11 protein-coding genes are annotated in these 15,299 nt (G+C 55.0%); 5 read left to right on the top strand and 6 right to left on the bottom strand.

Features of this window, described 5'->3' with window-relative positions; genetic code table 11:
- Positions 1–119 precede the first annotated feature (119 nt).
- The 4 genes from RB602_RS07755 to RB602_RS07740 are packed head-to-tail and all read left to right on the top strand — an operon-like array spanning position 120 to position 2,568.
- On the top strand, positions 120–926 hold the full coding sequence (locus RB602_RS07755) for a MotA/TolQ/ExbB proton channel family protein (protein ID WP_317079989.1): 807 nt from the start codon (positions 120–122) through the stop codon (positions 924–926).
- Positions 923–1,333: an ExbD/TolR family protein gene (locus RB602_RS07750; protein ID WP_317079988.1), complete on the top strand. Its 411-nt coding sequence runs from the start codon at positions 923–925 to the stop codon at positions 1,331–1,333. The genes RB602_RS07755 and RB602_RS07750 overlap by 4 nt, the downstream gene beginning before the upstream one ends.
- Entirely contained in the window at positions 1,330–1,740 is a 411-nt protein-coding gene (locus tag RB602_RS07745) for an ExbD/TolR family protein (RefSeq protein WP_317079987.1), read from the top strand. The genes RB602_RS07750 and RB602_RS07745 overlap by 4 nt, the downstream gene beginning before the upstream one ends.
- Before the next feature lie 24 nt (positions 1,741–1,764).
- Positions 1,765–2,568: an energy transducer TonB gene (locus tag RB602_RS07740; RefSeq protein WP_317079986.1), complete on the top strand. Its 804-nt coding sequence runs from the start codon at positions 1,765–1,767 to the stop codon at positions 2,566–2,568.
- A gap of 3 nt (positions 2,569–2,571) precedes the next feature.
- Here RB602_RS07740 and RB602_RS07735 read toward each other — a convergent pair whose 3' ends face one another.
- Entirely contained in the window at positions 2,572–3,339 is a 768-nt protein-coding gene (locus RB602_RS07735; RefSeq protein WP_317079985.1) for a crotonase/enoyl-CoA hydratase family protein, read from the bottom strand.
- 213 nt (positions 3,340–3,552) lie between these two features.
- Here RB602_RS07735 and RB602_RS07730 point away from each other — a divergent pair, with 213 nt between their 5' ends.
- Entirely contained in the window at positions 3,553–5,748 is a 2,196-nt protein-coding gene (locus tag RB602_RS07730) for a prolyl oligopeptidase family serine peptidase (RefSeq protein ID WP_317079984.1), read from the top strand.
- An 842-nt stretch (positions 5,749–6,590) separates the two neighbouring features.
- On the opposite strand, the gene RB602_RS07725 is transcribed toward RB602_RS07730, so the two are convergent.
- From RB602_RS07725 to RB602_RS07705, 5 genes are all read right to left on the bottom strand, one after another.
- On the bottom strand, positions 6,591–7,391 hold the full coding sequence (locus RB602_RS07725; protein ID WP_317079983.1) for a hypothetical protein: 801 nt from the start codon (positions 7,389–7,391) through the stop codon (positions 6,591–6,593).
- A gap of 11 nt (positions 7,392–7,402) precedes the next feature.
- Complete coding sequence (locus tag RB602_RS07720) at positions 7,403–10,309, bottom strand: Tox-REase-5 domain-containing protein (protein WP_317084457.1); 2,907 nt, start codon at positions 10,307–10,309, stop codon at positions 7,403–7,405.
- Between the two features lie 710 nt (positions 10,310–11,019).
- The gene (locus tag RB602_RS07715) at positions 11,020–11,502 is read right to left on the bottom strand and encodes a hypothetical protein (protein ID WP_317079982.1); all 483 of its coding nucleotides are present in this window, start codon (positions 11,500–11,502) and stop codon (positions 11,020–11,022) included.
- 17 nt (positions 11,503–11,519) lie between these two features.
- The gene (locus RB602_RS07710) at positions 11,520–13,295 is read right to left on the bottom strand and encodes a hypothetical protein (protein WP_317079981.1); all 1,776 of its coding nucleotides are present in this window, start codon (positions 13,293–13,295) and stop codon (positions 11,520–11,522) included.
- Between the two features lie 571 nt (positions 13,296–13,866).
- The gene (locus tag RB602_RS07705; RefSeq protein ID WP_317079980.1) at positions 13,867–15,258 is read right to left on the bottom strand and encodes a hypothetical protein; all 1,392 of its coding nucleotides are present in this window, start codon (positions 15,256–15,258) and stop codon (positions 13,867–13,869) included.
- Positions 15,259–15,299 lie beyond the last annotated feature (41 nt).

The raw sequence follows: 15,299 nt of genomic DNA, 5'->3' as shown, positions 1-15,299 counted from the left end.
ACTCTTTTCATTATGTAACAAAAGCGTCTCAATGCGGGCCTAGGGTTACCGCAAATCAGGAGCGTTATCGTCACTTACTAATCCATATCATTAGCAATAATTCAGGGAGTCCGCTGCAAATGCCATATGCACGAATCAGGAAGCACCCCTTCTGTCCGGCGGCTATTCTGCCTTTATTGCTAATTGCGCCTGCGCAAGCCAGCGCGGCAACGGCCGAAGCGGAACTCTCCCCCGTAGCGCAGCTTTTTGACGCTGGCGGCCCGATCATTGTCATATTGGCGATATTGGCACTGATTGCGCTCGGCGTTTCGCTGGTCAAATTTGTGCAATTTGCCCGCTTGAGCGTCGGCCGTTCGGGCTTTGTCGCGGATATTGTCAGCATCATTCGGCAGGGCAAACATGCCGACGCGCTGGCCGATCTGGAACCGCGCAAAAGCCCGGTGGCCAAGGTGATGGCGGCGGCGGTGCGCGGCAATGCCAATCCCGATATGAATGATACTGTCGTGCGCGAGGAAACCACCCGCATTGCCCAGGCCCAGCTAGACGGGCTGGAGCGTGGTCTGGCGGTGATCAGCCTGATCGCCACTATCGCCCCGCTGCTTGGTCTGTTAGGTACAGTACTCGGCATGATTGAAGCGTTTCAGCAGATGGAAACCGTAGGCGATAGTATTGAGCCTGCGGTTCTTGCTGGCGGTATCTGGGAGGCACTGCTGACCACTGCTGCCGGCCTTGCCGTCGCCATCCCTGCGGCGGTGCTGTTTACCTGGCTGCAACGCTCGGTCGATGTCGAGGCACAGCATATGGAGGATGCCGCGACTCAGGTTTTCACCATCCCGCTTTATGAAGCGGCGCCGCAAAATGTCGTCACTGGCTCGCCGAACAGCGCCAAAAGCGCCGACAAAGTGGCCGCGAGCGCAGCCGCATGAACCTTCGCCGCAGACGGCGCGACATTACGTTGCTGAATGTGACGCCGTTGATCGACGTCGTCTTCATTCTGCTGGTCTTTTTCATGCTGACCACCAACTTTGCGCGTTTCCGGCTGATTGGCATTGATACGCCGCAGGATCTGGAGGTCACGCAAGACCCGACCGCTGCCATCGTCATCCGTGTTAAGGAGGATGGCAAGCTGGAATATGATGGCGACCCGATGAGCCGCGAGGAAATGGCCGAAGAAGTCGCGGTGCTGACCGAAGCTGATCCGGGGCGCACCTTCCTTGTCCGCCCAATGCCCGATGTCACCATGCAGGAAGCAATAGACATTTATCAGCTAACCCGTGACTCGGGTGCCTTTGCCGTCACCTTCTCGCCACCGGAAGATGAGGCGGCGCAATGAGAATAGAACGCTATCGCCCCAAAAAGGAATTGATCAACATTACGCCGCTGATCGATGTGGTGTTCATCCTGCTGGTGTTCTTCATGCTCGCCGGAACGATTGAAAAAGAGGACGCCTTTGCCGTGTCCCCTGCCGCATCGGCGATCGACAAACGCGGTGACGTAAAGGACTTTGTCGTCCTTGTCGGCGAGGATGGTCAAATTGCCCTTGGCGATGAGCGTCTGGAGCGCGACCAGTTGACCGCACGCATGCGTCAGGCACTGACGGAAAAGCCCGATGGCCTGATCCAGCTTAAACCGGATTCCGAGGCAGAGGCCGCCGAAGTCATCTCGATCATGGAAGATATCCGCCTCGCAGGCGCGGAATATATCGTGCTGCTCACAGTGGGCAGGCCGCGCGAGGAATAGGCAGAGAAACCGGGGGACAGCATCATGTATGCCGATCAATGGACCAGTGCGATCAGCCCCGAACGCCCGCCGGTGCCGCGCAACTGGCACTGGGGTGTTGGCATGGCCTGTGCAGCCGTGATGCTCTCGGTCGCTATCTGGCAATATTCGCGCAATGCGATCCCGGAAATTGGCGAGATGCTTGATGAAACCGTGGTTGCACTGGGCGCACCGGCACGGCGGCTGGAACCGCCGCCACCGGGCGTTGAAACCACTGACGAGCCGGTTGTCCCCACCGAGCGTGCCGATGATGCACCGCCGCCTGCACCGCCGGAACAGCCCCGCGCTGTGGCAGCATCCTCTACAGATGGTGGTTCCTTTTCATCGGGCACCGGTGCTACGGTCGCGCCGCCCCCACCAGCGCCAAAACCGCCGCCACCGCCGCCTGCCAAGCCGAAAAAGGTCACTCGCCTCAACCAGAGCTTTATCCGCATCTCACAACAGCAATATATGCGCAATCTGCGCTATCCGCCGAGCGCCATCGCCAATAAGCGCCAGGGCACCGGGATATTGCGCGTCACCGTGGCGCGGTCGGGCAAGGTGCTGAGTGCCGAGATTGTCAAATCCACCGGCCATCGCCGCCTCGACTTTGAAATCCGCCGCGTCGCCAAGATGGTGAAGCAACTCGAACCGCTACCCGCCAACTATTCAGGAAGCAAGGCGATTGCTGATATTCCGATCAACTTCGTAATCGATTTTGGCGATGGCACTTTCGAGGAACCGCCCGCGAATACGGTGGCCGGTGAGAATGCTGGGCAAGGGCCGGATGAAAACGAGAATCAGGAATAGCGATTAGCCGAATTCCCCATGGCGTCCCTTGCCACCGGCAAAGGCGGTAGCGCCGGACAGTGTTTCGCCTGATTCAATCGTTTCGAGACCGCGGCGTATCTCGTTCTTGAGCGCTTCCTCTTCGCGCATATCCCACTGCTCAAACATCGACAGCCTGTCATTGCGCATGCAAAGCTGCGGAAAGGCGGCAATCTCGGATGCCAGCTTTATCGCCGCATCCAGTGCCTCTCCGTCAGCAACCACGCGGTTAGCCAGCCCCATGGCATGCGCCTCCTCTGCGCCGACACCGCGGCCGGTCAAGATCATGTCGCTGGCGCGCGATTGGCCGATCAGTCTCGGCAGGCGGATGGTGCCAAGATCAATCAAAGGCACGCCAAAGCGACGACAATAAACACCAAAAACCGAAGATTGCGCCGCAACCCTCAAGTCAGCCCATAACGCCAGCTCCAACCCACCCGCAACCGCAGGCCCTTCCACCGCCGCAATCACCGGTTTGGACAATCGCAAGCGCGTCGGCCCCATCGGCGCAAAATCGCCTTCCTCGCGCACAGGCTTCTTCTCACCTTCGGAAATGGCACGCAGATCAGCGCCCGCACAAAAGGCATCCCCCGCCCCGGTCAACACCGCAACCGATAGCGCCTCATCCGCGTCAAATTGCTTGAACGCATCGTACAATGCCTGCGAAGTCGGCATATCGACCGCATTGCGTCGCTCGGGACGGTCGATCGTTACCACCGCAATAGTGTCCCGTGTCTCATATTGGATTGTCATGATCTTGTCCTCACCTCTTGCCGGATAGTCTCGGGATCGAGGCACCCATATTAAGCCTTTTTTCGCCGGATCGGGAGCGCTTTATTCGCCTGGCATATAGCCGAAATCGAACACGGTTTTATCAATTGCAGCACGGGCGAAAATCCTGCATCGTCTTGTGCATAACAGCTACAAAAGACAGACCATCAACCCCCATTTCGAGAGGATGGACCGTTGAAAACCATTTCCACCACAGCAATCGCTATCGCCCTGATGAGTATATCCCCTATGGCCACTGCCACTGAAACCATGAACGATGACAACACCGCCGCTGCACAGGCAGAAGCACAGGCCGATGACGGCATACCCGGACCAGAACAGGACCCCTATATCTGGCTCGAGGAAGCGCGTAGCGAAAAGGCGCTGGAATGGGTCGAGGCAGAGAACACGCGCACATTGGCCGTGCTCGAAGCTGATCCGCGTTTTGAAGCGCTGAAGAACGAAGCGCTTGCCATTTTCGATAGCGAGGACCGCATCCCTTATGTCAGCTTCCGCCCCGATGGTCTGTATAATTTCTGGCAGGACAAGCAGAATCCAAAGGGCCTGTTACGGCGCACAACGATTGAAAGCTACAAGACCGAAAATCCCGAATGGGAGACCATTCTCGATGTCGATGCGCTGGCCAAGGAAGAAGGCAAGGAATGGGTCTATAAAGGCTCAACCTGCCTGCCCCCGGCGCTGCAAAAATGCATGATCGCGCTTTCCGATGGCGGCGAGGATGCGACCATCATGCGCGAATTCGACATGACAACCAAAAGCTTTGTCGAAGGCGGTTTTGAGCTGCCTGAAAAGAGCCAGGGCGGTATTCAATGGGTCGATGAAGACACATTAATGGTGGGCCGCGATTTTGGCGAAGGCACGCTGACCGACAGCGAATATCCCTTCACCACCCGCGTATGGAAACGCGGCACCGATATTGCCGATGCAAAAGAAATCTTCCGCGGCGAGTCCAATGATGTCTGGGCCGGCGCCAGCCTGTTGCGCGATAATGAAGGTACCATCCACGCCACCACGGCCTTTCGCGGCGTCAGCTTTCATGAGAGCGAGTATTTCTGGCTCAACCCTGAAAACTATGAATGGGTAAAGCTCGACATCCCGAAAAAAGCCTCGCCTTATGGCATTGTCGATGAGCATTTGCTCTATTCCACCGACGTCGATTGGGAAGTGGATGGCCAGACATTCCCGGCGGACAGCCTGATTGCTGTCAATCTGGAAGAATGGAAAGCCGATCCCAATGGCGCCAAAAAGACGCTGGTCTGGGCTCCGGCAGAGCGCCAGACCAAGCGCGGCGGCGCGATCACCGGCAATGCGCTGTTCGTCGCCATGCTCGACAATGTCGTCGGCAAAATCCTGCAGTTCAATTTCAAGGATGGTGCATGGGTGAGCGAGGAAGTCGCCCTGCCCGACAATGCCACCGTCGGCATCGCCACCAGCTCGGACGAGACCGATCAGATCATGTTCACGGTCACCGATTTCCTCAATCCGACAACGCTTTACTATAGCGATGGCAGCGGCGAGCCTGAGATCATCAAGACCTCGCCCAGCCGTTTTGACCCTGCCGGGATGGACGTCGAACAGCATGAAGCGACCAGCAAGGACGGGACAAAAATTCCCTATTTCATCGTCAAGCCCAAGGGCATGGAAATGAACGGCGAGACCGCGACGCTGATGACTGGCTATGGCGGTTTTCAGGTGCCGCGCCTGCCCGCCTATCTCGCCACCACCGGCAAGATGTGGCTGGAAAAAGGCGGCGCCTATGTGCTCGCCAATCTGCGCGGCGGCGGCGAATTTGGCCCGGGCTGGCACCAGAGCGCGATCCGCGAGAACAAGCAACGCACCTGGGATGACTTTATCGCCGTCGGCCAGGACCTGGTGGACAAGGGCTTTACCAGCCCCGAGCATCTCGGCATTCAGGGCGGCAGCCAAGGCGGATTGCTGGTCGGCACCGCCTTCACCCAGCGCCCTGACCTGTTCGGCGCGGCGATTGTGCAGATACCGCTGTTCGATATGCTGCGTTTCCACCTGATCGGCCGCGGCGCATCATGGATCGGCGAATATGGCGATCCGCGCATCCCCGAACAGCGCGCCTGGATTGAAGGCTATTCGCCCTATCAGAAGATTGTTAAGGGCGTCGACTATCCCACCCCCTTCCTCTGGGCCTCCACCGCCGATGACCGCACCCACCCGGCCCACGCCCGCAAAGGCGCGGCCAAGCTGAAAGAACTCGGCCAGCCCTATTATTATTTCGAGGATACCGTCGGCGGCCATTCCGGCGGCGTAGACAATGAACAACGCGCGAAACTGCAGGCGCTGCAATATGTGTATCTGATGCAGCGGTTGATGGATGATGATGCGGGGAGCGGGGATTGAGGCTGGATCATCGGAGCGGTCCACTCCGCCGATAATGATCGTGCCATTGGCAATGGCGCTGTAGGTTGTGCCGCTTTGTTCGTCCCCGGCGGTGAAGAAGGTCGGCAGGCCGGCATTGAGGCCCGGGCGCTGGGTGCCCGGCAGCTGGTCCTGCCCGGTGGTGGCTTTGCCGAGACTGTTGATCCCGCCCGACAGGCTGGCCGAGACGTTCATCTGGCTGGCATCGAACGTCTCCCGATTGGCAAGGTCGTTCATCTCCAGCTCGGCAGACCGGAAGCTGTTGAGATCGGGCGAGGCTTCAGAGGCGACAACCGCGCCGTTCAGCGTCGCCTTTTCCTCGATATTGATATCAAAACCGCCCTCTCCGGCAAAGATGCCCGACTGCTCGTTCACCGAGACAAAGTCACCATCAATATCGGTCTTCGAGTAGCTGCCGCCGACGCTCAGCGTCTTGTCGGCAAAGTCATAACCGACATTCACACCGGTCGAACGGGCATCGCTGGTAAAGGTGGAGGAGTCCTGCGGGCTGGTAATCTCCAGCGTTTTTGCATCGACAACCACGCGATCGGCCTCAACCCGTGCCCCGTCCATGGTAAACGCCTCTTGCGTGCTGACCGTGGCCGTGCCGCCCGAGTGTCAAGCGCGCTTGACGAAGGTTATGAAGGTTCCGCTCGCAAGCCGCAGAAATGCGCGTTTGCGTAGGAGATGCCCAACAGGCATTGGCGCTGGGTGGTTGCGGTGGTTTGGATCAGCCTGCCGCGATTATAGCAACTGCTCTGCTTGTAGGACATGGCTGTTGTGCGTGGGCTGCGTTTGGGGATTGGGTAAACTGGCACCGTAATCTACTCCATCCAGTCGGTAGCCCCAGCGGCTCTTAATTTATCGCGCACTTCAATAGCCGATGACAATGACTTGTTCCGGGCTTGATTATCCTTAAACACTAGTGGCGTGTCGCCAATCTGGATCAATGCGCCTTTGCAATAGTCAGATACCCGAGAATCGCCTGCTAAAGCTTCGATAACTTTCGGGCTGCGTACATACGAACGCCAACCAATTGGGCTATTGATATCCACTCCCCATTCAGTCACCTCAGAAGTGAAGGCCGACGAATACACTGAGCAAAAATAGGGATCAAAAAACTCGATCAGGTAGTCGAAGACAGCTTCAGGCTGCTCAAGTTCCTTCGACATTGCCCAAATCCCATTTTCTTCTACATATGGTGTGTAAAATGGAACCCGGATATTTACCCCGCTGTTGCAAGATCCATCGGAAGATCCCATGCCCATATTCACAGTAACTATAGACTTCTTCACTTTCTTAAGTGGGTAGTCGCTAAACATTGCGCGCATACCAAAAACTGATTTCGAATCATGCCGGATGCGCATCGTTTTTGGCTCGGTTTCACTAAAGAACCGAACCTCTTTGTCATCCATGGCTTTAAGTACAACATCTTCAAAATCTGACAAATCTTCAGCTATTGGCATATGAGCTTGCTTCTTCGAATTCCCTGAAACATCGAAGGGAACCTCCCATGGAGAAATGCGCTCAAGCCCGATCAGAAACTCGCGCATAACGTTGACCACCTCTTGGGCCGTCATCGGCTTGCCTTTCCAAACGGCACTAAAAACCAAGTTATCTTGCATACTCTGGATTCCTACTTAGGCGTAACGACAATGCGAACAACCTTTGGATCAATACGTAGTTCATCTGGTGCAGTGGTGAAAGCGTTTCGCACACGGGTTGCTGCTGCTTCGTCTGGGACGTGCCATTCCACCGTTCTCCCAGTTTGCTGTGCAATCCTTTGCTGCCTGAAAGCCTGATTCACAACTGACTGGTTCGAGAAACTAAGATCATTTCTTGGCCAACAGGTCCAGCACTTTGCATCAATCAATGTGTTCGTTGCTGGATCAAAGCCATCGAAACTTGTGCGGCCAGATGGAACATTCGGATCAGGTACATTGTAAGCTGTTCCCTGGGGAGCGCCAGTTACCTTCTGTTGATATAATCTTTGAGCATTAGACATGTTTTCGTTTGCAGGCACCCAAGCGCCTGGTCCGCCATCGGACTCACCAATCTTAAATGTAGGCTTTCCATTCGCTAATCCTTCTCCTTGATACTCCTGGAGCGAAATCTGCCGACCATCTTCGTTCTTGACATATTCATTACCCGATTGATCTCTATAAATCGTTTTTCCGTCACGCGTAATACCGATTTCTTTCTCGGGCGTCGGGCTTTGCTCTAGTCGAGCTTTCGCGGCCAAATAGTCTTTAACAACATTGCTTTGTAACGGAACATCCTGACGATTGCCTTGTTCATCCAAGACATAATACTCGTCCGTTCCCGGGTCCTGGAACAGCGGTTGGTCATCGGCAGTGTACCCTACCTGATCAGGCATAAACGGAGGCGGATTGCCCAGATCAACATCTGCGCCCTGTGCCGCAGCATAAACGGCGAGAACCATCCCCATAATTATGGCGTTCTGTTTATCCTTTGGATCATTGGGGTCGCCTGATGGCGTTGTTTCGGTTTCAAAGTCAGGTTGAACTTCATCACCCGACGAGAACAGGCTGACAACTGAGTTATAGAGCTGGCCTATAGTGCTCTCATCCCATTCTCGCTGTTTAAGTTCCGCTAGCTTTGCCTCCAGACCTGCCGAGGTTATACTGCCATCGGCAAGGAACTCCCTTGTCAGTTGTTTACGGACTTCATCATCGCCAAAAAGCTGATCCAATGTGCTTTCGGCTGCATCAATTTGCGCAATGCGCTGAACAATAGTATCTGCGTCTAACTGCTGCCAGCCAGCACCTAAGGCCGCACTCAGCTCATTGTATCGCTGGCGCACAACGCCACATTCAGAGCTAGTATCCGCTCCAGCACATTTTATAGCGAGTTCCTTATCGCCACCGGCCGCCTGTAGTGCGAGTTGCCCCAATGTCGTTGTGGTGAGAAATATAACATTATTGGTGTTGCAAACAGCTTCTTGCCCTGGTGGACATAGACTGGTTTGAATCAGGTTGCCCTTATTTTCTTGTCCTAACTGATTATTCTCGGTCTCAATCTGCCCCGCTGTGCTGGCGGCATTGGCATCGAGGCCAAGGCCCTCTGCGATGAGACCGATCAGCGCGGTGACGTTCTTGCTGCGTTGCAGGTCGCCTTCGGTATCGGCATCGGTCTGGTTGTCATCCTTGTCGAAGGTTGCTTCGTCCTGCTCATCGGTCAGGCTGTTGATCAGCAGGTTGACCGCGACACTGCCTGCTGCACCCATGGCGGCAGAGCCACAATCGCCTGAGCCACCCGCAGCCCCTGCCGCACAGCCGGCAATGCCCTGCAATGCAGAGCGCAGCAGCTCGCTCTCGGTGGTCGGGGTGAAGGTTGTGGTGGTGGTGCCGTCTTCGTTTTCGGTGATGGTCTCCTTACCCAGACCATCGGCCAGTGCCTTGATCTGCTGTGCCCCCAGGCCCTGCAGCACATTGACCACAGCCGACTGACCCATACCCGAAAGGCCATTGGTCACATCACCACCCGCCGCGCCGTTGATCGCGGTAAAGACCAGACGCGTCAGACTGCCCGGGCCAAAGGTATCGCGCAAGTCCTGCGCTTCGCCGCGCAGTTTCTTGGCTTGCGCAGTCGCCTCTGCAGCCGCCTTGCGATACTTCTCTCGGTCTTCAGCCGAGTTCTCAGGGTTTTCAGCCTCTTTGCGATTCCTCTCGGCCTCATCTTCTTTCCGTTTCGCCTCGGCGTCCTTTTCCTTCTCCTTACTCGCAATATTTTGAAAGGCGGTATTGCCTTCCGCCGCCAATATCCTTGCCGCGGCGAAGCTGTCGTTGATCTCCGTTCTGGTCTCGTCGGTAAACTGCTGATCCAGAGCGCCATCATTGGCCCCATCGGTATCGTTATTGATGCCCGGATCATCGGAGCGGTCCTCACCGCCGATAATGATCGTGCCATTGGCAATGGCGCTGTAGGTTGTGCCGCTTTGTTCATCCCCGGCGGTGAAGAAGGTCGGCAGACCGGCATTGAGGCCCGGGCGCTGGGTGCCCGGCAGCCGGTCCTGCCCGGTGGTGGCTTTGCCAAGACTGTTGATCCCGCCCGACAGGCTGGCCGAGACGTTCATCTGGCTGGCATCGAACGTCTCCCGATTGGCAAGGTCGTTCATCTCCAGCTCGGCAGACCGGAAGCTGTTGAGATCGGGCGAGGCTTCAGAGGCGACAACCGCGCCGTTCAGCGTCGCCTTTTCCTCGATATTGATATCAAAGCCGCCCTCTCCGGCGAAGATGCCCGACTGTTCGTTGACCGAGACAAAGTCACCATCAATATCGGTCTTCGAGTAGCTGCCGCCGACGCTCAGCGTCTTGTCGGCAAAGTCATAACCGACATTCACACCGGTTGAACGGGCATCGCTGGTAAAGGTGGAGGAGTCCTGCGGGCTGGTAATCTCCAGCGTTTTTGCATCGACAACCACGCGATCGGCCTCAACCCGTGCCCCGTCCATGGTAAACGCCTCTTGCGTGCTGACTGTCGCCGTGCCGCCAGCGCGCACCACGGTTTCTATGTTGCTGATATCCTCGCTGTCATAGCTGCTGCTGGAGCTGTTAAAGCTGGCAAAGCCGCGGGCTGAGGTCGGGGTTTTCTGGTTTTCGGGGGTCTGTCCGCCTTCAGGTTTTCCGTGACAGCTTGCTGAAGCCTCAAATTCGGGCGATAATTAAGTGTAATTAGTAAACTGTCACCGTAATCCTCGTATGCTAATTATGCCCCGGACGCCTGAGGACGCTCGTCCGCAAAAGTCTTCAGTCATGATATCTGTTACAGTAACTTACTATTCAATCAGACCTGGATCGTGATTGGAGCAATCAACTCCCCAAAACGAGCTAGGCCAGTTCTTCTCGAAGCCGGTCAAAAACAGTTTTACCTTCCGATGCTCTAGCTTATTTTGAAGCCAATTAAAATTAGCTTCTGTTTTCGACGTCAACCACAGCATAATATCGTAGTCAGGATACTCTGGCCGATGGTACTCGGTACCATGACCTGCTCCCGTATCATGGGCATTCTTCCAAATCTTAAAGGAATAATCGTATCCAGAATAGCTAGCGTACCATCCTCCATGAGATGATCCTCTTGCCCGCCCAGAAGACGTCCCGAGCAAAGTGTCCACAAGATCAGCGGCATCAAGCACGTTGGACTCAAAAATCTGAAAGTATAAACGTGATGGCAAGTTCATTGCATTGGCCAACTTTTGTCTCGATTAAACATTGTTGGAATTACGGTGACAGTTTACTGAATCCCCAAATTCGGGCGATAATTAAGTGTAATTAATAAACTGTCACCGTAATCGCAGATATGGGGATAGACGGCGGCGTATTGGAAGGGGGTGAAGCGATTGCTGCCATGCAATAGTTGATTAATCGGCGCACGCTCTCCGGTCACCAAGCCGATATGATCAAAGGGCAGACGGACAAAAGGTAGAGGTCGTAGCTTCCAGTTCACTTGCGGCGGGCGCATATAGATCGCATCGTCATCGTAGCCGATGCGATAAACGCAATAGGGATAAACTGCGATGAAATTGGCAAAGGCTACAACGAGTATTGCCATAGGAATATTCGTGTAATCTTGTGGATGCAGATCAACGTACAAGAGTGCATATAGAGCTAAGCCTATAACAAAAGCGCCGACAATAATAGTTATCCAATTGACCGGATGCATACGAAAAGACAGCCAGCGGCTCTCACCAAAGGGTGGAGTGAGCCTCAGGTTCAAGCTATGCCTCTCCATGGTTATTCAGAATCTGCCTGATCAGCAGTGCTGCTCTGGCCAGAAGTGTTCGTGTTGTTACCGTTATTACCCGGTTGCTGCGGTGGCCGGTTTGGCGAGGGAATGCGGATACGAACATCACCATTATTGCCACCAAAAATAACGTAGTTCCCGCTATTGGTATAGATTTGTTGTGGTCGGCTGCCGACAGGATAGAGGGGCGTATAGAGCCCGCCGCGCGGACCAATAACAGTGCCATCGCTCTGCCCGCGATAGTTGGGATAAAAATATTGCGTCCGCACCGGGGCCGTCGGGGTAAATCTGCCGACGCCCGCCCCGGTTACAGTGCCGTACAACGTATCTCGGCCCAAGTCGCCAAAATCGAAGCCAGTCTTCTTTTCGCGGGGGTTTACGATGTCAACTAATTGCCCTGCCGTATTCCCGGTTGCGCCAGACACAAACCCAGTCGCAGCGCCTCGTGCAGCAGGGCTCCAGTCTCTCAGTACACCAAAGCGTGTCACGCCCAGACCGCCAGTCAAGGCGCTATCAACGCGCTCGCCGGTTGTTGGTGTGCCCCACACGATCTCGCCATTTTCAACCTTTGACTTGTTAATGCCCGTTTGCACCTCGTTTAGCCCAGTCGAGAACAGGCCACCAGCAATGAAGGTCACCGTGCCTTCCAGCGCGGTGCCCCCGGCCAAACCCGCTCCCACAGCCGGCGCTGCGACCGCAATCCCGGCACTCCCTATGGCTGTACAATATAAATAACAGACCAGTTTATATGTCTCGGCATCCACCTTCGCGTCAATTTCCCGCCTGCGCGCCTCGCTGGCCAATGCTCTTTCCAGTTGCAAGGCATCATAGGCACCTGCGCCATGAATAGCATCATAGGCCTGGCGCCTTTCTTCCTTTTGCTCGGCGGCATAATCCAGCGCCGCCTTAAAGCGAGCGGCATCTGATCGCCTCGCGTCAGCCAAAGCGGAAACCTCCTCGGGCGTCATCTCCTCCCCGCCATTGTCACTGCCCACTTCAATGCCAAGACTTTGCAAATAGGCAACATCTTCCTGGTATTTGGTCTCTGCCTGCTGCGCAAGCGCAGATGGGCTCAACCGGCCTTCGGCTATCGCTTGCCTTGCTTCGGCTTTTGCCGCCTCGTCGTCGCCATAGAGCGTGTTAAGTGTCGTTTCCGATTCCTCAATCTGGGCAAGGCCTTGCTCTACTTCAGCATCGGTAAGATTGGTTGTCTTAACCCCTTTTTGCTCCAGCTGGCATGCTGAGGAATTTGTTTGCAAGCACTCTTCGACTCGCTCCCTGCTGCCATGAACGCTGAGGTCATACTGACCCTTTTCCGATTTTAGATAATCGTCCCACGACAGGCAACCATCCGCACCTGGCGTGCAGTCTGCAAAATGGCTGCCAGAAGCAGTCGCATTATTCTCCACCTCGGCCTGCGCGGATGCAAAAACATTGGCGAGTTCTGATCCATCGGTGCCAACAAGCGCTGCCAGGCCGCCGATGACATTCTGCACCGTGCGGCTATAGGCTTCTTCTTCCTCTGGCGCTGCATCTTCGGGCAGGCTGAACAGCGAGGTCAGCGCCGCAGAGCCGCCCTGTCCTGCTGCACCGCTGCCGCATGAGCCGGAGGACGAAGCTTCCCCGGCGGCACAGCCGATCAGCGTGTGCAGCAGCACCTGCTCAACCGAGCCCTCATTAATCGCGCCATCAGGATCATGCACCTCGCGGCCCACCAGCTCAGCGAGATTCTGCTGTGCCACATTGACCACAGCATCCTGCAGCATATCGGTGAGCGAACCACTCAGATCACCCGAGGCCGCCGCCCGCAGCCCGGTAAAGATCTGCCGCTCCAGCGAGCCCGGACCCCAGGAACGGGTGCCGTCTTCACCCTCCTTCTCTTCAGCGTTTTCCGCCAGAATGTTGAGTGTAGTACCACCCTCGCTAAACAGCGACCGGGTCGCAGCAACCCCGCGATTAAAATCATCCTGCTGGTCCTGATCAAATTCCCGGGTCAGGCCATTGGTGGCATTGGCAGTGTCAATATAGCGCTCGTCATCCGCAGCAACACGCTCGCCGCCAATCTCCAGCAGAATATTGGAGGAGACACCGCTATATCCCTATGGTAAAGGGGTGTCGTCAACCTCTACTATGTAACCCTTACTTTGCAGCCAGGCTTTCACCCTCTCTAATTCTGTGATTCCGGGCGCAAGCGTCCCTGAAGTAACTTTAGGGGAGTCAGAATAAAGTGCAATTGCGCCGTCTATCAGGGACTCTACTTCATAAAGAACCACAGATTCATTGCATTCGTACTTGACGGTATGTCTATGTGGTCTCGATATAACCCACTTCTCCAAATTAGAATCCTTTCAACATTTTAAGCGCTTCATCTATTGGTGTCCCACCCGGTATTGTAACTTGTTTGCCGTTGAGCGAACGCACAGTAACTTGTGTCACATTACGATTTTGGAGCAATGTTGGTAATTCCTGCGTGAGAAAAACACTGTTGCTGCGCGGGTTACTAATAATTGCATTCACCTTCCCTGATGCTAACGAGGCATATGTCTGTGAAATACGACCCCATATTGTATCTGCCTGACTTTGACGCACGTTATTAACAGTATTTTCGTAAAGTTGAAGGTCATCCAAATAGCGCCCCCCAGTTGTCTGTTCCAAAGTATTAAGACCATTTGAGGATGCAAAGTCTTCGGCAGCATCTCGCGCACCACGTCCTGAATAAAAAACAGCTTGGTTAGGACCCGTAGAAACATCAAGGTCATTTAATCCGTCAATTAAACGCTGATATGACAGTTCATCAGGACTCAGATCCTGTAATCTCGGTGCGGGTCGTAGCAAACCAGCCCGTCTCAAAAGACCAGTGCCAGGCCTGAGACTAAGGCTGCTTATGATTTCTTCACTGGCCAGCTCATTCAATTCTTCCTGTGACCAGACCTGCTGATAGAATGGGAGTTCTGCATTGTTTTCCTGTCGCTGGGCATCGGCGAACATATCGCTCTGTGACGGGAATATCTGGTCAATCTGGCCTTCAACGCCGCCTGCTGCGAAGCTTCCGAAGATATCCAATGCTCCGCCAACTACAGCAGCACCCGCACCAGACGGACCGCCTGTCAACAGAGTATTGAGAATATCGGATTGCGCTCTATCTCCCGCTTCTCCACCACGATAAAGCGCTGTTCCATAGATTTGCGCCCACCAGCCTTCAAATCCGGTTGCTGCCTCGCTGGCATAGGTCGCAGGCGGATTATTGGCCTGCGTATAATCCCAAGCGATGGCCGCTATCTCTTCCTGACTGGTTGCTGTGGCAAGTCGAATAAAGTCTTCATTCGACAAACCACCGGAACCAACGGCTATCAGGCTAAAAATTTCCGTTCTGAAAAACTCTAGCTGCTCAGCCTCATATTGTTGGTTCAGCGCGGCATAACGATCCAGTGCATCCAGTTGCTGCTGTGTGCCCGCAGAAGCGCAACTATCATTGCTGGTCTGAACGCAGGTTCTCAGCAATGCCTTAAAGGCTTCAACGCCGTCTTTTTCTACCAAAGCGGCAAATTCTGGGTCTCGTAAAGCATCTTTGAGACTTAACGCTCCTGGAGGACTTTCTTCACTATATCTGGCCTGATCTGTCACCAGCTGATTATTCTCCACCTCGGCCTGAGCCGATGCGAAAACATTGGCGAGTTCTGATCCATCGGTCCCGACAAGGGCTGCCAGGCCGCCGATGACATTCTGCACCGTGCGGCTATAGGCTTCTTCTTCCTCTGGCGTTGGAATTA

The organism is Parasphingorhabdus sp. SCSIO 66989 (assembly GCF_032852305.1).
Lineage (GTDB): Bacteria > Pseudomonadota > Alphaproteobacteria > Sphingomonadales > Sphingomonadaceae > Alterisphingorhabdus > Alterisphingorhabdus coralli.
This window is presented reverse-complemented; position numbering and strand designations above follow the sequence as displayed.